This is a genomic window from Flavobacterium endoglycinae (assembly GCF_017352115.1).
GTDB lineage: Bacteria > Bacteroidota > Bacteroidia > Flavobacteriales > Flavobacteriaceae > Flavobacterium > Flavobacterium endoglycinae.
The window spans coordinates 5,387,349-5,409,645 of sequence record NZ_CP071448.1 but is presented as its reverse complement, the minus strand read 5'-3'; the positions used below and the strand labels follow the sequence as shown (position 1 = coordinate 5,409,645).

Sequence of the window (22,297 nt, the reverse complement as noted above, 5' to 3'; positions counted from 1 at the left end):
GCAAAGGTACATTAAAGTTCCTTTAGAATACAAGTAAATTAATATCGTTATCTGGTAAGTCAAACCAGTCGCCGATAGCTTTGTTTGTTAATATTCCATGATATAGGTAAATTCCATTTTTAAGACCTTTATTACATCTAATGGCACTTTCTAAACCACCATCTTCGGCTATCTGATGCAGATATGGAGTTAAAATGTTACTTATTGATAATGAGGCAGTTTTAGAGTAACGTGAAGGTATGTTGGGGACACAATAATGTAAAACGTTGCTTTTTATGAAGGTTGGTTTTTCATGAGTTGTTACTTCTGAGGTTTCAAAACAGCCGCCCATATCAATACTTACATCAACTATTACAGCGCCTTTTTTCATATGTTCAACCATGGTTTCTGTTACTACAATCGGACAGCGGTCTTTTCCGCGCATCGCACCAATAGCAACATCACAGCGTCTTAATGCTTTTAATAGACCTTTTTGCTGGATAGTAGAAGTAAAAATACGTTGATTTAAATTGTTTTGTAAACGGCGAAGTTTCGTGATTGAATTATCGAAAACCTTAACATTTGCGCCTAATCCAAGTGCAGTCTTTGCTGCAAATTCTCCAACAGTTCCGGCGCCTAAAATAACAACTTCAGTAGGAGGAACTCCAGTAATATTTCCGAATAAAAGTCCTTTTCCAAACTCATCTGTAATCATTAATTCAGACGCGATGAGTATTGATGCCGTTCCAGCAATTTCACTTAAAGATTTTACAGCAGGATAAGATCCGTCTTCATCTTTAATATATTCAAAAGCTAATGCCGTAATTTTCTTTTTGGCTAAAGCTTCAAAATATTCTTTCTTTTTTGTTTTAAGCTGAATCGCTGAAATAATAGTTGTTTCAGGATTTATCATTTCGATTTCAGCTAATGTTGGCGGTTCTACTTTTAAAAGAATCGGACAACCAAAAACTCTTTTGGTATCTTTTGTAATTTCTGCACCAGCATCTGCATATTCTTTGTCAGTATAACTCGAACTTTCTCCAGCTCCAGATTCAATCATTACTCGGTGTCCTTCATAAGTAAGCGAATTAACGGCATCGGGAGTTAAACAGATACGACGTTCCTGATAACTTGTTTCTTTGGGAATTCCTATAAAAAGCTCACTTTTAAATCGACCAATCTCAAGTTTTTCTTCCTGTGGAATTAATTGTTGTTTTGTAAACGGAGTTAAAGTAATTGACATGGATTGTGCAAAAAATTAAAGGGTACAAATTACGCAAAAAGATTTAAAATTAATGCAAAAATTCTGCTAATACTATAATGGTAATGTTAAGAAATTTTTTTCTCCATTTTTATATCAGCTCTTTCATAAATGCCCGATTTTAAGGGGATTTCAACAAAACCAAATTTTTTATATAAGTGAATCGCTGGTAGTAAAATAGTATTTGAGTACAAAAAAAGCGTTTTTATATCTTTTTCCTTAGCAACTTTTATGCAATGTTCAAGAAGTTTGTTTCCAATTCCGAGTCCTTGCGCTTGATCAGAAACTGCCATTTTACTTAATTCAAAAGTAGAATCGTCAGCTTTTAATAATGAAACTGTTCCGACAATTTTGTTGTCATATTGCGCATAGAAAATAATGCCGCCTTTATCAATAATTTCTTCCTGAGGATTTGAAAGTGTAATAGTGTCCTGCTCTTCAACTCTAAAATACTTTTCCAGCCAAGCTATATTTAAAGTTTTGATGTGCTCTTTTAATTCTGTAGAAAAAGGAATTATTTCTACTTGTTTTGCAATATTCATTTTATTGTTTTCTTAAATCTCTTACGGAATCTTCAGTGTATTAAAAAAGGTTGCAAGTTTATGCCAGTTCTAATTTCCGTTTTCCATCAGCCAGTAATTCGATATTGATTGTTGAATATTCGGCAGGAAGCAGATTGGCTATTTTTTCAGACCATTCTATAAAACACCAGTTTCCAGAATACAAATAATCATCAACACCCATATCAAGTGCTTCTGTTTCTTTGTTTAATCGATAAAAATCAAAATGATAAACCGTTTGATTATTAGAAGTTTGATATTCGTTTACTAGAGAAAAAGTAGGACTGCTGGTGGCGTCCTGAACTCCTAAAGTTTGGCACAGTTGTTTGATTAAAGTGGTTTTTCCAACTCCCATTTCTCCGTTAAAAAGAATGATTTTTTTAGGATTTGAAGCTAAAATCTGTTCTGCAACTTCTTGAATTTGATCTAATGAAAAAACGATATTCATTTTTAATTACTTATTTATTTAGTTAGTTCTCAGTCACAGTGACAGTTTTCAGTTTTAACTATTACTGAAAACTGCGACTGAAAACTTTTTATTTAGGGTTAAACACCAAAAACGGAATAATCATTTCTTCTAATGAAATTCCACCATGCTGATAGGTGTTTTTATAATAACTTACATAATGATTGTAGTTGTTTACATAAGCCAGAAAGAAATCATTTTTGGCAAAAATAAACGAACTGCTCATATTTATGGCTGGAAGGCCAATTGTTTTAGGCTCTTTTACCACATAAACGTCCTTTTGTTCGTAGGTTAAACTACGTCCCGTTTTATAACGCAAATTTAAACTTGTATTTTTATCTCCCACAACTTTCGACGGATTTTTTACATTAATTGTTCCGTGATCTGTAGTTAGTATTAATTTGAATCCTAAAAGCTGTGCCTGCTGAATCAATTCTAATAAAGGTGAATTTTTAAACCAGCTTAATGTTAACGAACGATAGGCTTTGTCATCAGAAGCTAATTCTTTTACCACTTCCATTTCTGTTTTGGCATGCGAAAGCATATCCACGAAATTATAAACAACCGTTACTAAATCATTGCCTTTTAATGCTTTGAAGTTTTCTGCCAGTTTTTTTCCTCCTGCATAATTGGTGATTTTAAAATAATCTTGTTTAATGTTTAATCCAAGACGTTTTAATTGTGCGGTTAAAAATTCGGCTTCATAAAGGTTTTTACCGCCATCTTCAACATCATTTTTCCAATATTCAGGATGTTGTTTTTCCATTTCCAATGGCATCAAACCTGAGAAAATGGAGTTTCTGGCATATTGTGTTGCCGTTGGAAGAATAGAGAAGTATGGTACTTCTTTTTCGAGTTTGTAATAATTAGAGACAACAGTTTCAAAAGATTTCCATTGGTCATAGCGAAGGTTGTCAATAACGACAAACAAAATAGGTTTGTCTTTCTTCTTGATTTCTGGAACTACTAATTCTTTAAAAAGAGTATTGGACTGAATAGGTTTATCGGCTTTTGGAGCAAACCAATCTTCGTAATTTCTTTCGATAAATTTTCCAAATTGCGAATTGGCTTCCACTTTTTGTGATTCAAGAATTTCGATCATTGCCTGATCGTTTATATTTTCAAGTTTCAGCTCCCAGAAAAGAAGTTTTTTGTACAATTCAACCCAGTCTTCGTACGAATTAACCATAGCTAATTCCATTGAAATTTTTCTGAATTCTTTCTGATAATCTAAGGTAGTTTTTTCCGAAATTAACCTTGAATCGTCTAAGTTTTTCTTCAAACTCAAAAGAATTTGGTTGGGATTAACGGGTTTTATCAAATAATCGGCGATCTTAGAACCAATCGCTTCTTCCATTATATATTCTTCCTCACTTTTGGTAATCATAATCATCGGGATAGATGATTTTTTTTCTTTCATTTCCGAAAGTGTTTCCAAACCGCTCATTCCCGGCATATTTTCATCAAGAAAAACAATATCAAAATTGTCTTCTTCAAACAATGCAATAGCGTCAAGTCCGTTATTACAAGTAGTTACAGAGTAATTTTTTTTCTCCAGAAATAATATATGAGGCTTTAAAAGATCGATTTCATCATCGACCCAAAGTATTTTAATTTTATCCATAAACAAATTTATTTTAATGCAATTTAAAGCTATAGAACTTAAAAAGTATTAAAAATAGTATAAAATTAGAAATGTTAAAGTGAAAATTATTTTAAGATCTTTTTTGGGTGAGTTTTTCTGAATTAAGAAATTACGGATTGTAAATATCGATTATTTAAGTTAAAAACTGAAATCTGTTTATAGTTATTACTTATATTTGTTGACCAAAAAATAACCATCTAGTGACTCATATTAACAAGTTAAAAATATTCAATGACCCAATCTACGGGTTTATCTCTATCCCAAATGAACTTATTTACGATTTAATCCAGAATCCGTATTTTCAGCGTTTACGCCGTATATCACAAATGGGATTATCGTATTTGGTTTATCCTGGGGCCAATCATACACGTTTTCATCATGCTTTAGGCTGTATGCATTTAATGCAGAAGGCTGTTGAAACGCTTCGTTTTAAAGGTGTTGCTATTTCCAGTGAAGAGGAATGTGCTTTGTACATCGCCATTTTACTTCATGATATTGGCCACGGACCATTTTCTCACGCAATGGAAAAAAGTATTGTAGAAGATGTCAATCATGAAGCTATATCTTTGTTATTTATGAATAAGCTGAATGAAGAATTTGAAGGAAGATTAAGTCTTGCTATTCAGGTTTTTAAGGGGGAATATCATAGAAAATTCATGTTGCAATTGATTTCAAGCCAATTGGATATGGATCGTATGGATTATCTTAAAAGAGATAGTTTTTATACCGGAGTTGCAGAAGGAAACGTCAATTCTGGCCGATTAATTCAAATGATGAATGTCGTAGATGATGTTTTGGTTATAGAAGAAAAGGGAATTTACTCTGTCGAAAAATTTCTGCTTTCAAGAAGATTAATGTACTGGCAGGCATATCTGCATAAAACCAGTTTGGTAGCCGAATTAATTTTGATGAAACTTTTAAAAAGAGCAAAAGAGCTGACTTTAAAGGGAATAAAACTTCCTTGCAGTGAACCGCTTATGTATTTTATGCAGAACAAAATCACACTGGAAGATTTCGATACCGAAAAACTGGATTTATTTTCTCAATTAGATGATTTTGATATTATTAGCGCTTTAAAATCATGGCAGAAACATAGTGATTTTATTCTTTCAACTTTGAGTAAAATGATTATAAACAGAGATTTGCTAAAGATTAAATTAAGTGCAGATAAAATTCCGATGGAAGAATCGCAGTCTTTAAAAGAAGAGTTTGCGGAGGCACACAATATTTCGGCAGTTGATGCGGGATATTTCATTTTTAGAGGTAAAATAAAGAATCAGGCCTATAGTAAAGAAGCTGAACCGATACGAATTTTGAAAAAAGATAAGACAATTGAAGATGTTGTTGAAGCTTCTGATCAATTGAATTTGAAATCGTTATCTAAATTAGTGACAAAATATTATATCTGTTTTCCAAAACAACTTATCTAAAATTAACATTTAAAATCTATTTTTTATATTTTTGTCGCGATGAAATTTACAGCAGAACAAATAGCAGGAATTTTAGAAGGAGAAGTTGTTGGGAATCCCAATGCAGAAGTTTCTAAACTTTCTAAAATAGAGGAGGGTGACGAGGGTTCACTTACTTTTTTGGCTAATCCCAAATATATCAATTACATATATAGTACAAAAGCAACTGTTACTATTGTTAACGACAGCTTTGTACCAGAACAGGAAATTACTACTACTTTAATAAAGGTAGAAGATGCTTATGCAGCGTTTTCTAAACTTTTACATTTTTATAATCAGGTAAAATTAAACAAAACTGGTATTGAACCTCATTCATTTATGTCTGAAGGAACTAAATATGGAGAAAATCTGTATTTGGGAAGCTTCAGCTATATTGGGCAGAATGTTGTTTTAGGTGATAATGTAAAAATTTATCCTAACAGTTTTATTGGAGATAATGTAACAATTGGAGACAATGTGTTTATTTTTGCCGGTGCTAAAATTTATTCAGAAACTGTAATTGGTAATAATTGTACCATTCACTCGGGTGTTATTATTGGTGCTGATGGGTTTGGTTTTGCTCCAAATGAAAATGGAGAATATAGCAAAGTACCTCAAATTGGAAATGTTATTATTGAAGATAATGTAGATGTTGGCGCTAATACTACAATTGACAGAGCAACTCTTGGTTCTACAATCATTAGAAAAGGGGTAAAGCTTGACAATCAAATTATGATAGCTCATAATGTGGAAATTGGTAAAAATACTGTAATTGCTGCTCAAAGCGGGGTTGCGGGTTCTACCAAAATTGGCGAAAATTGTATGATTGGCGGACAGGTAGGTATTGCAGGTCACTTAGTAATAGGAAACAATGTGAGACTTCAGGCACAGTCAGGAGTAGCGAGAAATATTAAAGATGATGAAGTTTTACAAGGAACTCCATCGCTTGGATATACCGATTTTAATAAATCGTATGTTCATTTTAAGAATCTGCCTAAAATCGTGGCTCAAGTTGAAGAATTAAAAAAACAAATAATAAACCCAAAAAATGGAAATAATGGTTAAACAGAAGACCATCAAAAATGAAATTTCACTAACAGGAGTTGGATTGCATACTGGAAAAGAAGTTACAATGACTTTTAAACCAGCTCCAATTAATAATGGTTTCACTTTTGTAAGAGTAGATTTGCAAGGTCAGCCAGTCATTGAGGCTGATGCTAATTACGTTGTTAACACACAGAGAGGTACTAATTTAGAAAAATTAGGCGTAAAAATTCAAACTCCTGAGCATGTTTTAGCAGCAGTAGTTGGTTGCGATTTGGATAATATTATTATTGAATTGAATGCCTCAGAACTTCCTATTATGGATGGTTCGTCAAAATATTTTGTTGAAGCAATTGAAAAAGCTGGTATTGAAGAGCAGGAAGCAAGCCGTAATGTTTATGTAGTAAAAGAAGTGATTTCATTTACTGATGAAGCAACGGGAAGTGAAATTCTTGTAATGCCAAGCGATGAATACCAAGTGACCACAATGGTAGATTTTGGTACAAAAGTATTAGGTACTCAAAATGCTACGCTTAAAAGTTTAGCTGATTTTAAACAAGAAATTGCAAGCTCAAGAACTTTTAGCTTCTTACATGAATTAGAATCATTATTAGAGCACGGTCTTATTAAAGGTGGTGATTTAAACAATGCAATTGTATATGTAGATAAAGAGATTTCTGAATCTACAATGGAAAACTTAAAGAAAGCTTTTGGTAAAGATGAAATTTCTGTAAAGCCAAACGGCGTTTTAGATAATCTTACATTACATTATCCAAACGAAGCGGCAAGACATAAATTACTTGATGTTATTGGAGATTTATCGCTTATTGGAGTTCGTATTCAAGGAAAAATCATAGCAAATAAACCAGGTCACTTTGTAAATACTCAATTTGCTAAAAAGCTGGCAAAAATTATTAAAATTGAGCAGAGAAACCACGTTCCAACTTATGATTTAAATCAAGAGCCATTGATGGATATTCATAAAATCATGTCAATGCTGCCTCACAGACCTCCATTTTTGTTGATTGACAGAATTATTGAAATGTCTGATCGTCATGTTGTTGGTTTGAAAAATGTTACTATGAATGAAAATTTCTTCGTAGGACACTTTCCGGAAGCACCAGTTATGCCAGGAGTTTTAATTGTTGAAGCAATGGCACAAACAGGAGGAATTTTAGTTTTAAGTACTGTTCCAGATCCAGAAAATTATTTAACTTATTTCATGAAAATTGATAATGTTAAATTCAAACACAAAGTATTGCCAGGTGATACACTAATTTTTAAATGCGAATTGATTTCTCCTATCAGAAGAGGAATCTGCCACATGCAGGCGAATGCATATGCAAATGGAAAATTAGTTACTGAGGCAGAATTAATGGCACAAATTGCAAGAAAGCAATAATTAATCAAATTTATTGTTTAGGTTTGTGGCCTTCAAATTAGATTATTTTAATTCAAAATATAAAACATAGATGAATCAACCATTAGCATATGTTCATCCTGGCGCGAAAATCGCTAAAAACGTTGTAATTGAACCTTTTACAACAATTCACAATAATGTTGTTATTGGTGATGGTACTTGGATTGGTTCGAATGTTACCATTATGGAAGGAGCCCGAATTGGAAAAAATTGTAATATCTTTCCAGGCGCGGTAATTTCTGCAGTACCACAGGATTTAAAATTTGGTGGTGAAGATTCTTTGGCAATTATTGGTGATAACTGTACAATTAGAGAATGTGTTACGATTAATAGAGGGACAATTGCTTCTGGACAAACTGTTCTTGGAAATAATTGTTTAGTTATGGCTTATGCGCACATTGCACACGATTGCGAAATTGGTAACAATGCGATTATTGTAAATGGTGTTGCATTAGCAGGCCACGTAGTTGTTGGTAATCATGCTGTTATTGGTGGTTTAGCGGCAATTCACCAGTTTATACATATTGGAGATCATGCTATGATTTCAGGAGGATCTTTGGTAAGAAAAGATGTTCCGCCGTATACAAAAGCTGCAAAAGAACCTTTATCATACGTTGGTATTAACTCTGTTGGTTTAAGAAGAAGAGGATTTACTACTGAAAAGATTAGAGAAATTCAGGAAATTTACAGAATTTTATATCAAAAGAATTACAATACAACACAAGCTTTAAGTATTATTGAAGCTGAAATGGAAGCTACTCCTGAGAGAGATGAAATTCTTGATTTTATTAGAAATTCATCTCGAGGAATTATGAAAGGTTACTCAGGGAACTATTAATTATTTTAGAGTTTAGATTTCTGATTTTAGATTTCTGAACTTTGAAAAGATTATAATAAATTATTAAATAAAAAAAGAAGATTGATTCTATTTTAAGAATAAATCTACACACGAAAATCTAAAATAAAAAACAAAATGGCATCTACATCAGATATTAGAAACGGATTGTGTATTAAATTTAATCACGATATCTATAAAATCATTGAGTTTCTTCACGTAAAGCCTGGAAAAGGTCCAGCTTTCGTAAGAACTAAACTAAAAAGTTTAACTTCAGGTAAAGTATTAGATAATACTTTTTCTGCAGGACACAAAATTGACGTTATTCGTGTTGAAACACATACATTCCAGTTTTTATATCCAGAAGGTGACGAATTTCACTTTATGAATGCGGAAACATTTGAACAGATTTCTTTAAACAAAAACATCTTAGATGCTCCAGATTTATTGAAAGAAGGAACAAATGTAATGGTTCAAATTAATACTGAAACTGATTTACCTTTATCTGTAGATATGCCTGCATCTGTAATTTTAGAAGTTACTTACGCTGAGCCGGGAGTAAAAGGAAACACAGCTACAAACGCTACAAAAAATGCTACTGTTGAAACAGGTGCATCTGTAAACGTGCCGTTATTTATCAACGAAGGAGACAAAATTAAAATTGATACTGCTACAGGTTCTTACATGGAGCGTGTAAAAGAGTAGTTTTTTAATTGAGATAATTTGACAATGAGTCAATTAGATAATTTGTGAATCGACATAATTTTGTATATTCATATTCTAATTGACTCATTTCTAATTTGGCACATTTTCTAATTATATAGTATGAAATTTCCAAAAGTTCACTCTTTAGAAGAAATTGCAAATTTGCTTAACTGCGAATTTATTGGTGACAAAGACTTTCAGGTTTTAGGCATGAACGAAATTCATGTTGTTGAGCCAGGAGATATTGTTTTTGTGGATCATCCCAAATATTACGACAAAGCTTTACAATCTGCTGCAACCATAGTTTTAATTAATAAAAAAGTGGATTGTCCAGAAGGTAAAGCTCTTTTAATTTCTGATGATCCTTTCAGAGATTTTAATACTTTAACCAAACATTTTAAACCTTTTCAATTTGCAAATGTGGCTATTGCTTCAACTGCAGAAATCGGTGAAGGAACGGTAATTCAGCCTAATACCTTTGTGGGTAATCACGTTAAAATTGGAAAAAACTGTTTGATTCATTCAAACGTTTCTATTTACGATCATACTGTGATTGGTGATAACGTAATTATTCATGCTGGAACTATTTTAGGGGCAGATGCTTTTTATTATAAAAAGCGTCCTGAAGGTTTCGATCAGCTAATTTCTGGTGGAAGAGTTGTTATTGAAGATAATGTTGGTATTGGTGCACTTTGCACAATCGACAAAGGCGTTACTGGAGATACAAAAATCGGAGCCGGAACAAAACTAGATAATCAAGTGCATGTTGGACATGATACGGTTATTGGAAAAAAATGTTTAATTGCCTCACAAACAGGTATTGCTGGATGTGTGGTCATTGAAGATGAAGTAACGCTTTGGGGACAAGTGGGAACGACTAGTGGTATTACAATAGGTACAAAAGCTGTTGTGATGGGACAAACTGGAGTTACGAAATCAGTAGAAGGAGGAAAAACCTATTTTGGAACTCCTATTGAAGAATCAAGAGAAAAGTTAAAACAATTAGCCAATATCAAAAAGATTCCTGAAATACTAAGTAAATTAAAGTAAAATGTCTATTAAAGAATTTGTTCAAAAATTTTATAAGTCGGATGCCTTAATTGATAGTGAAGTGCTAAAAACATATCTGCATCCTGAAATAATTATTGACTGGAATAGCAGCAAAGGTTTTATTCAGCTGGATTATGATTCGATAGTTGAAATGGCCAATGAATTGAGCAGGGCGTATGTACGTTCTAAAGTTAGAATCAGTCATATTATTGCTGAAGAAGATTTAGTTTCAGTGCGTTATTCTCATTATGTAAAAACGATCGAGAACCCTCGCGAGGAGATGCTCTTGGCTCATTTTGCAGTAATCTGGCAGATAAAAGATGACAAACTTTATAGAGGCTACCAGATGAGTCAATTTTCTTAATATTTTTTTGACAATAAAAGAGGCAAAATACATTACAAAACCTTATTTTTGCAACACAATTTAAAAACTTACATAAAATATATATCATGAGTGTTTTAGTTAATAAAGATTCCAAAATAATTGTTCAGGGATTTACAGGAAGCGAAGGAACTTTCCACGCTTCTCAAATGATCGAGTATGGTACTAACGTTGTTGGTGGTGTTACTCCAGGAAAAGGAGGTACAAGCCATTTAGACCGTCCAGTTTTTAATACAGTAAAAGATGCTGTTGACCAAGCTGGAGCTGATACTTCTATCATTTTCGTTCCGCCAGCTTTTGCTGCTGATGCAATTATGGAAGCTGCTGATGCAGGAATTAAAGTAATTATCGCTATTACAGAAGGTATTCCTGTTGCAGACATGATTAAAGCAAATAATTATGTTAAAGAAAGAAATTCTAGATTAATTGGTCCTAACTGTCCAGGAGTTATTACTCCAGGTGAGGCTAAAGTTGGAATTATGCCAGGTTTCGTTTTCAAAAAAGGAAATGTTGGTATCGTTTCTAAATCAGGAACTTTAACTTACGAAGCTGCTGATCAAGTTGTAAAACAAGGATTAGGAATCACGACAGCTATCGGAATTGGTGGAGATCCAATCATTGGAACTACAACTAAAGAAGCTGTTGAATTATTAATGAACGATCCAGAAACTGAAGCAATCATTATGATTGGTGAAATTGGAGGTCAATTAGAAGCTGATGCTGCTAGATGGGTAAAAGCTGATGGTAACCGTAAACCAGTTATTGGTTTTATCGCTGGAGAAACTGCTCCTGCTGGTAGAACAATGGGGCACGCTGGTGCTATCGTTGGAGGTTCTGATGATACTGCTGCTGCTAAAAAACAAATTATGAGAGACAACGGAATTCACGTTGTTGATTCACCAGCTGAAATTGGTAAAAAAGTAAAAGAAGTACTTGGATAATCTTCAAGTTTCGAAATAACAAATTCCAAAAAAAGTCTCAATATTTGTTGAGACTTTTTTACATTTTAAGTACTGAGGTACGAAACAAAAAAAATAAAGCTTCTCAGAACCTCAGAATCTTGGAAGCTTAAAAAGAATAATATGTATAAAGAATTAGAGAAATTTAAATCAACAAACAGTTTCACTTTTACAGTAAATGATAGTTTAGAAGAAGTTTGCAATGCTCCTGAAGGAAGCGCAGGTATTTTTGTGGTTTACGCTGTTGAAGGAAATGATAAAGAACTAATTATGGTTGGTTCTACTGGAACCGTTCAAAACGACGGAACTTTAAAAAGTAAAAGCGGTGGATTATATGATAAAATCGTAAACGGACATCAATTTGCAAAAACTGGAAGAAAATATTCATGGCCTGCTCAAATGAAGTTAGAGAATATTTCTGAGCTTGAAGTAGTTTGGTATGAAACTTTCAATGCAGATGCAAAAGCAATTCCAACGGCTGTTGAAGGTCAGGTTCTACAAAACTTTTTAGATGAAAATGCTAAATTACCAAGGTGGAATGTAGCTTTTTAAAAAATGTTTCATAAATATTTAAAAGCCTTGCTAATCTATAAGCAGGGCTTTTTTGTTGGTGATTAACACTAATGTTAACTTTTATAATTACGTAAAATCTTATATTTTTAAACAGCTCACAAATTAAAAATAATTTTAACATTTCTTCCAAACATCAACAATAGCAGTCCAAATCAATGTTTTTGTGTATTATCAAAGCATCTCTTTTATGTAAAGGAATTGTTTTTAATTTTTTGCTTTTATATATTTATCGCACAAATTCAAAAGATAATGTTAAAATAGTGTGATCTATTCATTAAGAATTGTTTTTTGTTAACTGCCTTAAGTATGAAGACCCGAGCCCTGCACCTCAATTCTGTTGATGATAATACACTTTGGAATGATTTAAAAAATGGAGATGAAAAGTCATTTTCATTATTATTTGAAAGATATTATAACGACTTAGTAAATTATGGAAATTCTCTTTCACCTTACGAAGAGAAAGTTCAGGATTGTATACAAGATGTCTTTACAGATATATGGGTATATCGTAATTCGCTGCAGACGGCTGTGGTTGTGAAAGCGTATCTATTATCAAGTGTGAGAAAGAGAATTGCTCGTTTATACGAAAGAGATCATATTTTTAGAAAAACAGCAAGTACTGACGATATTGCGTTTCTTTTAGAATTTTCGGTTGAAAACGATCTTTTAGATGATGACTATGCAACAAAAGAAAAAGTTCACTATTTAAACAGGCTTTTAAATGAATTGCCTCCAAGACAAAAAGAAGCCTTGTATTTGCGTTATCATCAAGGATTAAGTGTGGAGCAGATTGCAGAGATGCTTGATGTGAATTATCAGTCTGCAAGTAATTTGTTACACCGCGGATTACTTACTCTCCGTAAAGAATGGAAAGGTACTTTACCCCTAATTACACTATTGTTTTCAAGCACTCTTTAAAAAAAGTTAAAAAAACTTAAAAAAAATCATAATTTGGTGAGTATATAATAACAGAACTGTCCTCTATGTTTTTGTAACCTTATTAGTAGATGCAAAAACGTAATAAATATTCCGAAATAGAAGATTTCTTAGCAGACGAATCATTTCAAGCCTGGGTCTTATTTAAAATTGATAAAGAAGGCTGGGAGGAATGGACTTTAGAAAGTCGTCAGCGTGCCAAATTAGTACAAGATGCAAGATTAATGCTTCTTGCTATGAAAGTTCCTGAGAATGAATTATCATCTTCTGATATTCACAGGGCGTTACAGGCAACATGGGTAAAAATCCGTGAAAAGGAAAATCAAAAAAATGTAAAGACCTCAAAAATCAGGTTTTTAGGAAAACAAATTCTAACTGGAGTTGCTGCCACTTTGTTTATCTGTTTTATTTCTTCATGGATTTATAGTACATATTTTAAAATTGATAACAATATTGTTACTTATAATGAGCTTGTTGACGAAAATAATGAAGGTCTGGTTGAACAGACTAACAATACAACTAAGCCCCAAATTATTACACTTTCTGATGGTAGTTCTGTACTGCTTCAGCCTAATAGCAAATTAAGTTATCCTAAAATCTTTACCGGAAACGAAAGAAAGGTGTATTTATCCGGCGAAGGTTTCTTTGAAATTAGTAAAAATCCCCACAAGCCTTTTTATGTTTATGCTAACGAAATAGTTACAAAGGTGGTAGGAACAAGCTTTAGAGTAAAAGCTTATTCTGATCAGCCCGACGTTGAGATTCTTGTTCGCACCGGTAAAGTTAAGGTTAAATCAAATGATTTAGTTTCAAAATCAGATAAAGAAGAAATTGTATTACTTCCTAATCAAGCACTTAGATTTCAAAGAAGCGATTTAAAATTCAATAAAATTACCAACATTACACAAGACGCAGTACTGGCTCAAAGTGTAGGAAATATTGAGCAGCTGAGTTTTGAATTTAACGATATTCCTGTATCACAAATATTTGAAACAATAGAACAGGCTTATTTAGTAGATATTGATTATCCAAAAAATAAATTAATAGATTGTCATTTAACCACTTCACTGAGTGATCAGCCATTAACAGAAAAATTAAAAATTGTCTGTAAAAGCATTGGAAATAACACCAGTTTTGAGATGAATGGAAATCAAATTATTATAACCTCAGAAGGTTGTAATTAATCGTTTCAGCGTAACTGTAATTGCGCTGGAGGATGACTATTTTTTGAATATTAATTTTTAGGGGTAAAGTCTTTCATTTCACTATTTAAATGTAATTTATTTCCTTTTTATTTTACCAAAACAATAAAACTTAAACTCAACCAACCAAAACCAAAAAATGCCTATGTGAAAAAAGATTGCATAAAAAAAGTGCCGAAATGCTGTAACATTATCGACACTTATAGAATTGAATTTCTCTCTGTAAAGAGCAATTCATACGTTTCTTAAAATACACTCGAATCAGTATTAATCAAAACAAATCAAAATTATGAAAAAACCAGTTGTTAAACAACGATTACTCCATAGAATCATGAAAATAACACTATTTCAGTTTGTCTTGGCACTTGTGTTTTCAAGCTTTGCCGTGGCAAATAATGTAAATGGACAAAAGAAATTAGATACCAAAGTTACAATTACAGTTGAAAATTTGACTCTTGATAACGCTTTGTCTAAAATTGAAAAGTCTGCACATGTAAAATTCTCTTACAATTCAAGACTTCCTCAGTTAAGCAACAAAGTAAGTATCGAAGCAAATCAGGAAACGCTTTCAAGCATCTTGAGTCGAATATTGGTACCCTTCAATATTACTTTCTCTGAAGTTAGCAATCAAATTATCCTGCAAAAAACTGCTGGTGCAGCTCCTTTTGCAAGTACCGATAATCATGATTCACTTTTTGAAATATTAACTGCAGGCCCTATCATCAAAGGAAAAGTTACTGACCAAAGCGGAAGCCCGCTTCCAGGTGCTACAGTAATGGCAAAAGGTACAAAAGTAGCTGTGTTAACAGACTTTGACGGTAATTTCGTAATCGAAATGCCAGCCAATACAGATCGACTTATTATTTCTTACGTAGGTATGGAGACGAAAGAAATAGGAATCGAAAATACTTCGCCAAATATCGTTTTAAGTGAATTAGGACAAAACTTAAAAGAGGTTGTAGTGACAACAGGTTATGAGAAAACATCTAAAAGAACTTTTACCGGAGCTATCAGTAAAATTTCTGGTGCTGAATTAAAAGTGGATGGGGTTGTAGACGTAAGCCGTATGATCGAAGGTAAAGCGGCAGGGGTTACTGTACAAAACGTTACTGGTACATTTGGTACGGCTCCTAAAATTACAGTTCGTGGATCTTCTTCAATTTTTGGAGATACAAAACCATTATGGGTAATCGATGGTGTTGTTCAGGAAGATATCATCAATATGTCATTTGCTGATTTAGCTTCTGGAAACTCAGAAACATTATTAAGTTCATCTGTTGCCGGATTAAATGCAAATGATATTCAAAGTATTGAAATTCTTAAAGATGCATCTGCTACTTCTATCTATGGTTCAAGATCATTAAATGGAGTTGTAGTGGTAACTACAAAACAAGGACGTAGAGATGCGCCATTAAAAATTACGTACGGGTTAGAGCAAACTGTTAGATCGGTTCCTAACTATAGCCAATATGATATTTTAAATTCTCAGGAATCTATGAGTATCTTAAAAGAAATGGAACAAAAAGGATATTTAGATTTGCCTTCAACAGTTAATGGAAGATATGGTGGAGCATACAACATTTTAGGAAGAGCCATCAATACCTATGTACCTGAAACTGGAGGTTATTTAGTAAACAATGATCCTGTGAGCCGTAACAACTTTTTGAAAAAGTATGAATTGGCAAATACAGATTGGTTCAATATATTGTTCAGACCTTCTATTACTCAAAATCACTCTTTAAGCTTTTCTGGTGGTGGAAAAAACAATACATTTTATGCCTCTTTAGGATATTACACTGATCCGGGATGGACTATTGCTGATGATGTAAAACAAATCTCAAGCAACATCAAAGGAACATTTTATGTAAATGATAAATTAAATATTACGCTTTCTACTTTGGCTTCTATTCGTGATCAAGGAGCTCCAGGAAGTTATGAAAGTGAAAAAGACGTTGTTTTTGGTAAAGTCACTCGTGATTTTGACATTAACCCATTCAACTATGTATTAAATACCAGTAGAACGTTAAGACCTTATGACGATAACGGTAATTTAGAGTACTATAGAAATAACTGGGCTAAGATGAATATTATCAACGAATTAGCTAATAATTACATGGAAATCGAAGTAAAAGATATCCGTTTCCAATTAGATCTTGATTACAAAATTACACCGCATTTAACGTATAACTTAACAGGTTCAGCACGTTATGCAAATACAAGCCGTGAGCACAAAATTTTAGAAAACTCAAACGTAGTAGGTGCTTACAAAGCAGGAACTCCAGATGGAGAAGATGGTGTTAATACATTGGTAAGAGACCAAAATATTTTCTTATACCAAGATCCAAATGATTTAACAGCACCAAAAGTTTCTGTTTTACCAAATGGAGGTTTCTTAAGAAAATTTACTAATGACATGACTTCTTACAACCTAAGAAATAGTGTTAATTACAGAAATGTTTTCGCAGATAAACATGAAGTTGAAGGTTTATTTGGAACAGAGATGAGAGTTGTAGACAGAACTAGCGATCAATTTACAGCTGCTGGTTTACAATACGACAGAGGTTTGACTGCTTTTACAGATCCTAGAATCATTGAAAAAATCATTAATGGTGGAGATTCTTACTATGGGTTTAATGAAGAAAAAGAAAGAACAGTAGGTTTCTTCGGAAAAGTAGGGTATACATACGATCGTCGTTATACAGCTTCTGTTACAGGACGTTATGATGGATCTAACAGACAAGGGAATAGCGATTCTTCTAGATGGCTGCCAACTTACACTTTCAGTGGAAAATGGAACGTTGCCGAAGAAAAATTCATGAAAGATGTAGCATCTATTAATACTTTGGCACTTAGAGCTTCTTACGGTTTAACTGCAACTGCAGGACCTGCAACAAACTCTTTAGCGATTTACAAAAGTTATATCACAGATCGTTTTAATCTAGACAACAGAGAAACTTCAATTAGAATTGATGAATTACAAAATGGTGATTTAACTTGGGAAAAACAATTCGAAACTAACATTGGACTTGATCTGGGAATGTTCAACAATAGAGTGCAATTGACTACAGATGTTTATCGTCGTAAGGCATTTGACTTAGTAGATTATGTAATTACTTCAGGAATTGGAGGTCAGAGAGTTAGACAAGGAAACAATGCCGATATGGAAACTAAAGGTCTTGAAGTTGGAATTACAACTAAAAACATCGATGCAAAAGACTTTAAATGGACAACGTCTCTTAATTTCTCAGTTTATCACCAAGAAATCACTAAGTTACAAAACACGCCTACCGCATTTGACTTAGTAGATTCAAATGGAGGAAATACAGTTGGACATCCAAGAAACTCTATTTATTCTTATCAGTTTACAGGTTTAAATAACCAAGGTCTTCCAACCTTTATTTTACAGCCGGGTGCAGATAATAATATTACCGATGCGAACTTTCAAGATAATTTAGATGTTACAAAATATTTAAAATATGAAGGATCAATTGAGCCAAACAAATCTATTGGTTTAGCCAATACATTTACATACAAAAACTGGTCATTATATGTGTTTTTTGTGGGGTCAGGCGGAAACAAAGTTCGTTTAAACCCTGTATACGATAGTACATATGACGATTTAACGGTATTTACAAAAGATTTCACAAACAGATGGATTAATCCAGGAGATGAAAACTTTACAAATGTTCCGGTTATTGCAGACAGACGTTTAAATGCTAATTATGGTGGAGAACGTACACTTGCAAGAGCTTACAATACGTACAACTATTCAGATGCTCGTATTGCAGATGGTGATTTCATCCGTTTGAAAAACATTTCATTAAGCTGGGAATTCCCTAAAGATTTCAAGAGAAAGTTAGGATTAAGCACTTTTACATTAAAAGGTTCTGCAGTTAATCCATGGTTAATTTACTCAGATAAAAGATTAAACGGTCAGGATCCTGAGTTCCGTAATTCTGGAGGAGTTGCTTTACCGGTAACCTCTCAATATACATTTACTTTAAATCTTTCATTATAATAGTCAAAAAAATATGAAAAACTTAAAAATAGCTTTATCCCTATTGATACTGGTAAGTATTACTAGCTGTGATGATTTCCTTTCGGAAAAACCAGATAACAGAACAGAAATTGACACTCCTGAAAAAATCTCAGAATTACTAGTTGAGGCTTATCCGCAAATGAGTTATTTTGATATTGCAGAAACAATGTCTGATAACGTTTTTGACAGTGGCATGCCACAGACTTTAATAAAAAATGAGCAAAGCTATAACTGGGAAATACAAACAGAAACTACAGATATAGATACTCAGGCTTTTTATTGGGATGCATGTTACAAAGCAATCGCTCATGCAAACAAAGCATTAGAAGCAATTGAAGATCTAGGAAGCCCTGCAACGCTTAATCCTCAAAAAGGTGAAGCTTTAATGGCAAGAGCTTACTCTCATTATATGCTGGTTTCATTATGGTCTAAACGTTATAATCCTGCCACGGCAGCATCAGATTTAGGAGTTCCTTATGTTACAAAACCAGAAACAGAATTAGTAACAAAGTACAAAAGAAACACAGTTGCTGAAGTTTTTGATTTTATTCAAAAAGATATTGAAGAAGGCTTAAAATTAGTAACCAATGATTACAAACAACCAAAATTCCACTTTAACGTAAATGCTTCAAAAGCTTTTGCCAGCAGATTTTATCTAGTAAAAGGTGATTGGGACCGAGTAATCGAATTATCTAATGATTTAGGTTCTAAACCAGAAGGAAAATTAAGAGACTTTCCATCATATGATTTATTAAGCGCCGTTGATCAAAGATTAGCTTACGCAGATAGCAATGCCGAAACAAACTTATTAATCGTTTCAGCAAATTCAATTGTGAGCAGATCGTACTATTCAAATCGCTTTTATCTTTCGGGAGCAAGATACCCTGAAATTTTTGGATCGGGAGTAAGTCCTTATAATAAACCATGGTATTATAACTTTTATTCATCAAACAGTAGTATCACAGTATTTATGCCTAAGTTTTATGAGTACTTTAAATATTCTAACGTAACTGCTGGAATTGGAGATCCTTATGTAGCAGAAGTTTTATTAAGCAATGATGAATTTTTCTTGAACAGAATCGAAGCACATGTAATGAAAGGAGAGATTGCCTTAGCAAATGATGAATTAGACTATTTCCTATCAACAAGAACGGTAGGGTATGTTGCCTCAGATAAATTGACAGAAGCAAAAATTGTAGCAAAATATCCAGTAATTGCTGATGAATATACACCATTCTATACTATGACACCAGTGCAAACCTCTTACGTTAAAGCAATTGCAGAAGCACGAAGAAGAGATTTTGTACACGAAGGAATGAGATGGTTTGATGTAAAACGTTTTAACATCGTAGTGAATCACGAAACAACCAACAAACCAACAAACATTTTGGTAAAAGATGATAACAGAAGAGCATTACAAATTCCGTTGCATGCCTCAAATACTGGAGTTGAATTAAATCCTAGATAATCTTTAAAATTAAAAACTTATGAAACTATTCAAATACAATAAACTAGCCATTATGGCCGTGGTTTCTGCAGCGTTAATTTCATGTGGAAGTGAAGATCAGCCGGGAGAAAGCCAATTAGATTTTACACAGCCAACAAAAACGGCTTTAGATAATTGGATTACAACTACATATTTGAATCCTTTTAACATTAATGTACAATATAAATGGAACCAAAATACAGTTGACAACAGCCGTTATTTATTTCCGCCAACAATAGATAAAGTAAAGCCAGCCTTAGAAATTGTTGAAGAAATCTGGCTTAAAAGTTACTCAACTATTGGAGGAGCTGATTTTGTGAAAAAAATTGCACCAAGAGAAATTGTTTTAGTTGGAGGAGTCAATTTAAATAGTGTAGGAACTAGAACTTTAGGTTTAGCCGAAGGAGGACAAAGAGTAACATTATTTGAAACAGATTATATTGATCAAACTGATCGTGATAATGTTTCAGAATTTATTCATACGATCCAGCACGAATACATTCACATTTTGAACCAAAACAAACCTTTCGACGAAAAATCATGGGCAGCTGTAACTCCTGTAGGATATACAGCAGATTGGTACAATTATGATATTCCAGAATCTAATGAAATTGGATTTATAACAAGTTACGCAAGATCAAACATCAACGAAGATTTCGCAGAAACAGCTTCAATGATTTTGATTTATACAAAAGCAGATTATCAAGCATTCCTTGATGGAATCCAAAGTCCATTTGCTTATCAGGCATTAAAAACGAAAGAAGCTTTGGTTGTTAAATACTTCAAAGAAGCATTCAACATGGATTTTTATGCTTTGAGAGATGAAGCAGAGAAAAACACAACAGGTGTAATAAACAATTAAAAACAAGTATCATGAAAATAAAAAACATATATAAGTATTTATTTGCAGCAATTTTGATACTGCATTTAAGCGCCTGTAACAATAATACTGACGCTGAACAATTATTTGATAAAACACCAACTGAACGTTTAAACATTCAGAAATCAGAACTTAGTCAAGCATTGCTTTCATCACAGTTTGGATGGAAAACAGTTTATTTTACAGACAATACAGTCTTAGGTGGTTATACACACTTGTTCAGATTTGCTCAAGACGGGACTGTAGAAATGGCTTCAGATTTTGATTCAGATACAGATGTATACAAAAGTGAATATGAAATTCAACTTGGAAGCACTGTAAGTTTAACTTTCACTACAAAAAACAGAATTCATCTTTTATCAGAATCAGATAATTATCCAATTCCTGCATTAAGAGCAAAAGGATATTTAGGAGATTTCCAGTTCTTATACTATGGGCAAGAAAACGGAGAAATTATTTTTAAAGCCAATAGAAACGGAACAGAAATTCGTTTTGTAAAAGCAACTGCAGCAGATTGGGCAGATCTTCCTAAAAACCTAGAAATGGAAGATAATGTTATTGGAAGTAATGAAAGACCATTGTTCAGATTGTTAGAAACTACAGATGGAACAACAGTTCATAAATTTGATTTTTCATTCAGTCCTGTAACTCGTTTCGCTGAATCAAATTCTATAGAGGCCGGATATTCTGTAAGTTACAATATGGGAGTTGGTTATACTCCAACTGGAATTGTTGTTAGCCCAGCGGTTGAAGTAGGCGGACAAAAACTTTCAAATTTTGTATATAATGATGCAGATGGAAGTTTTACTGCAACTGGAACTGGTGGTGTTAGTGCAGTAATTAAATATTCTACTAAACCGCTTATTATTACGGATGATTATAAAGTAATGCTTCAGGCACCGCAGACAGGATATGCATATATTAATGCTAACTTAGCTACTGCACCAACTAATTCAGCATTATTTAATTCATTAATTAAAGAAATACACGCAAACCTGCCATCGACACAAAAAGTAAATCGTATACAATTTACATTTAATGATGCTTTTGGCGAAAGCTATATCACTTACTCTTTTACTGGAGGAAAAGCATTAATGTATCACAACTTTACAGTACAAGAAGATGCGGTTAATAAAACACTTATATTAGTTCCTGGTACTTGGCAAAGTAATACTGGAGCTATAATTGCAGAACCTGCTTTACTTAAAAACATTGATAAAGAAATTATGAATCCAAGTGGTTTATATGTGAAAAAAGAAGCTTTCAAAATTCAATTTACCAACAACATCTATACATTCACAAGCGCTACTAGTAACTTTAGAATGACTACATACGCTTTCCAATAACAAGTAATATTTAGTTTTAAATTTTATTTTAATGAAACAGCTCAAATCCTTTTGAGCTGTTTTCTATAAACTATTAAAACT

General features: G+C 33.0%; 19 protein-coding genes. 15 read left to right on the top strand and 4 right to left on the bottom strand.

Features of this window, described 5'->3' with window-relative positions:
- Positions 1-22: 22 nt before the first annotated feature.
- The 4 genes from J0383_RS23285 to porX all read right to left on the bottom strand — a co-directional run bounded on the left by J0383_RS23285 (position 23) and on the right by porX (position 3,890).
- Entirely contained in the window at positions 23-1,222 is a 1,200-nt protein-coding gene (locus tag J0383_RS23285; RefSeq protein WP_207296340.1) for an alanine dehydrogenase, read from the bottom strand.
- An 86-nt stretch (positions 1,223-1,308) separates the two neighbouring features.
- The gene (locus tag J0383_RS23280) at positions 1,309-1,782 is read right to left on the bottom strand and encodes a GNAT family N-acetyltransferase (RefSeq protein WP_207296339.1); all 474 of its coding nucleotides are present in this window, start codon (positions 1,780-1,782) and stop codon (positions 1,309-1,311) included.
- Between the two features lie 58 nt (positions 1,783-1,840).
- Positions 1,841-2,248, bottom strand: a complete 408-nt coding sequence (tsaE, locus tag J0383_RS23275) for a tRNA (adenosine(37)-N6)-threonylcarbamoyltransferase complex ATPase subunit type 1 TsaE (RefSeq protein WP_207296338.1) — start codon at positions 2,246-2,248, stop codon at positions 1,841-1,843.
- Between the two features lie 88 nt (positions 2,249-2,336).
- The gene (gene porX, locus J0383_RS23270; protein ID WP_207296337.1) at positions 2,337-3,890 is read right to left on the bottom strand and encodes a T9SS response regulator signal transducer PorX; all 1,554 of its coding nucleotides are present in this window, start codon (positions 3,888-3,890) and stop codon (positions 2,337-2,339) included.
- A 221-nt stretch (positions 3,891-4,111) separates the two neighbouring features.
- Here porX and J0383_RS23265 point away from each other — a divergent pair, with 221 nt between their 5' ends.
- The 15 genes from J0383_RS23265 (at position 4,112) to J0383_RS23195 (ending at position 22,216) form a co-directional block, all read left to right on the top strand.
- Positions 4,112-5,341: an HD domain-containing protein gene (locus J0383_RS23265; protein WP_207296336.1), complete on the top strand. Its 1,230-nt coding sequence runs from the start codon at positions 4,112-4,114 to the stop codon at positions 5,339-5,341.
- A gap of 39 nt (positions 5,342-5,380) precedes the next feature.
- Positions 5,381-6,424, top strand: coding sequence for a UDP-3-O-(3-hydroxymyristoyl)glucosamine N-acyltransferase (gene lpxD, locus J0383_RS23260; RefSeq protein WP_207296335.1), 1,044 nt, complete (start codon positions 5,381-5,383; stop codon positions 6,422-6,424).
- Positions 6,417-7,805 carry a bifunctional UDP-3-O-[3-hydroxymyristoyl] N-acetylglucosamine deacetylase/3-hydroxyacyl-ACP dehydratase gene (locus J0383_RS23255; RefSeq protein WP_207296334.1) on the top strand — a complete coding sequence of 463 codons (1,389 nt, stop codon included), beginning with the start codon at positions 6,417-6,419 and terminating at the stop codon, positions 7,803-7,805. Before lpxD ends, J0383_RS23255 begins: the two co-directional genes overlap by 8 nt.
- Before the next feature lie 70 nt (positions 7,806-7,875).
- Positions 7,876-8,661, top strand: a complete 786-nt coding sequence (gene lpxA, locus J0383_RS23250; protein WP_207296333.1) for an acyl-ACP--UDP-N-acetylglucosamine O-acyltransferase — start codon at positions 7,876-7,878, stop codon at positions 8,659-8,661.
- A gap of 135 nt (positions 8,662-8,796) precedes the next feature.
- The gene (efp, locus tag J0383_RS23245; RefSeq protein ID WP_207296332.1) at positions 8,797-9,363 is read left to right on the top strand and encodes an elongation factor P; all 567 of its coding nucleotides are present in this window, start codon (positions 8,797-8,799) and stop codon (positions 9,361-9,363) included.
- 120 nt (positions 9,364-9,483) lie between these two features.
- Positions 9,484-10,413, top strand: coding sequence for a UDP-3-O-(3-hydroxymyristoyl)glucosamine N-acyltransferase (locus tag J0383_RS23240; RefSeq protein ID WP_207296331.1), 930 nt, complete (start codon positions 9,484-9,486; stop codon positions 10,411-10,413).
- Between the two features lies 1 nt (position 10,414).
- The gene (locus J0383_RS23235) at positions 10,415-10,777 is read left to right on the top strand and encodes a nuclear transport factor 2 family protein (RefSeq protein ID WP_207296330.1); all 363 of its coding nucleotides are present in this window, start codon (positions 10,415-10,417) and stop codon (positions 10,775-10,777) included.
- Positions 10,778-10,863: 86 nt separating this feature from the next.
- Entirely contained in the window at positions 10,864-11,736 is an 873-nt protein-coding gene (gene sucD, locus J0383_RS23230) for a succinate--CoA ligase subunit alpha (RefSeq protein ID WP_091497690.1), read from the top strand.
- 141 nt (positions 11,737-11,877) lie between these two features.
- Complete coding sequence (locus tag J0383_RS23225) at positions 11,878-12,306, top strand: hypothetical protein (RefSeq protein ID WP_207296329.1); 429 nt, start codon at positions 11,878-11,880, stop codon at positions 12,304-12,306.
- Between the two features lie 327 nt (positions 12,307-12,633).
- Positions 12,634-13,245 carry an RNA polymerase sigma factor gene (locus J0383_RS23220; RefSeq protein WP_207296328.1) on the top strand — a complete coding sequence of 204 codons (612 nt, stop codon included), beginning with the start codon at positions 12,634-12,636 and terminating at the stop codon, positions 13,243-13,245.
- A gap of 89 nt (positions 13,246-13,334) precedes the next feature.
- On the top strand, positions 13,335-14,447 hold the full coding sequence (locus J0383_RS23215; protein ID WP_207296327.1) for a FecR family protein: 1,113 nt from the start codon (positions 13,335-13,337) through the stop codon (positions 14,445-14,447).
- A 307-nt stretch (positions 14,448-14,754) separates the two neighbouring features.
- Complete coding sequence (locus tag J0383_RS23210) at positions 14,755-18,483, top strand: SusC/RagA family TonB-linked outer membrane protein (protein ID WP_207296326.1); 3,729 nt, start codon at positions 14,755-14,757, stop codon at positions 18,481-18,483.
- 13 nt (positions 18,484-18,496) lie between these two features.
- On the top strand, positions 18,497-19,972 hold the full coding sequence (locus J0383_RS23205) for a RagB/SusD family nutrient uptake outer membrane protein (protein WP_207296325.1): 1,476 nt from the start codon (positions 18,497-18,499) through the stop codon (positions 19,970-19,972).
- A gap of 19 nt (positions 19,973-19,991) precedes the next feature.
- On the top strand, positions 19,992-20,852 hold the full coding sequence (locus tag J0383_RS23200; protein WP_207296324.1) for a substrate import-associated zinc metallohydrolase lipoprotein: 861 nt from the start codon (positions 19,992-19,994) through the stop codon (positions 20,850-20,852).
- 11 nt (positions 20,853-20,863) lie between these two features.
- Entirely contained in the window at positions 20,864-22,216 is a 1,353-nt protein-coding gene (locus J0383_RS23195; RefSeq protein WP_207296323.1) for a DUF4302 domain-containing protein, read from the top strand.
- Positions 22,217-22,297: the final 81 nt, after the last annotated feature.

What these genes read in the sequence shown, in the direction of transcription:
- J0383_RS23255 (WP_207296334.1), top strand. Translation starts at nt 6,417, where the DNA reads ATGGTTAAACAGAAGACCATCAAAAATGAAATTTCACTAACAGGAGTT.
- J0383_RS23205 (WP_207296325.1), top strand. Translation starts at nt 18,497, where the DNA reads ATGAAAAACTTAAAAATAGCTTTATCCCTATTGATACTGGTAAGTATT.
- J0383_RS23210 (WP_207296326.1), top strand. Translation starts at nt 14,755, where the DNA reads ATGAAAAAACCAGTTGTTAAACAACGATTACTCCATAGAATCATGAAA.
- efp (WP_207296332.1), top strand. Translation starts at nt 8,797, where the DNA reads ATGGCATCTACATCAGATATTAGAAACGGATTGTGTATTAAATTTAAT.
- J0383_RS23220 (WP_207296328.1), top strand. Translation starts at nt 12,634, where the DNA reads ATGAAGACCCGAGCCCTGCACCTCAATTCTGTTGATGATAATACACTT.
- sucD (WP_091497690.1), top strand. Translation starts at nt 10,864, where the DNA reads ATGAGTGTTTTAGTTAATAAAGATTCCAAAATAATTGTTCAGGGATTT.
- porX (WP_207296337.1), bottom strand. Translation starts at nt 3,890, where the DNA reads ATGGATAAAATTAAAATACTTTGGGTCGATGATGAAATCGATCTTTTA.
- J0383_RS23280 (WP_207296339.1), bottom strand. Translation starts at nt 1,782, where the DNA reads ATGAATATTGCAAAACAAGTAGAAATAATTCCTTTTTCTACAGAATTA.
- J0383_RS23200 (WP_207296324.1), top strand. Translation starts at nt 19,992, where the DNA reads ATGAAACTATTCAAATACAATAAACTAGCCATTATGGCCGTGGTTTCT.
- J0383_RS23195 (WP_207296323.1), top strand. Translation starts at nt 20,864, where the DNA reads ATGAAAATAAAAAACATATATAAGTATTTATTTGCAGCAATTTTGATA.
- J0383_RS23240 (WP_207296331.1), top strand. Translation starts at nt 9,484, where the DNA reads ATGAAATTTCCAAAAGTTCACTCTTTAGAAGAAATTGCAAATTTGCTT.
- J0383_RS23215 (WP_207296327.1), top strand. Translation starts at nt 13,335, where the DNA reads ATGCAAAAACGTAATAAATATTCCGAAATAGAAGATTTCTTAGCAGAC.
- lpxA (WP_207296333.1), top strand. Translation starts at nt 7,876, where the DNA reads ATGAATCAACCATTAGCATATGTTCATCCTGGCGCGAAAATCGCTAAA.
- J0383_RS23285 (WP_207296340.1), bottom strand. Translation starts at nt 1,222, where the DNA reads ATGTCAATTACTTTAACTCCGTTTACAAAACAACAATTAATTCCACAG.
- tsaE (WP_207296338.1), bottom strand. Translation starts at nt 2,248, where the DNA reads ATGAATATCGTTTTTTCATTAGATCAAATTCAAGAAGTTGCAGAACAG.
- J0383_RS23235 (WP_207296330.1), top strand. Translation starts at nt 10,415, where the DNA reads ATGTCTATTAAAGAATTTGTTCAAAAATTTTATAAGTCGGATGCCTTA.
- lpxD (WP_207296335.1), top strand. Translation starts at nt 5,381, where the DNA reads ATGAAATTTACAGCAGAACAAATAGCAGGAATTTTAGAAGGAGAAGTT.
- J0383_RS23225 (WP_207296329.1), top strand. Translation starts at nt 11,878, where the DNA reads ATGTATAAAGAATTAGAGAAATTTAAATCAACAAACAGTTTCACTTTT.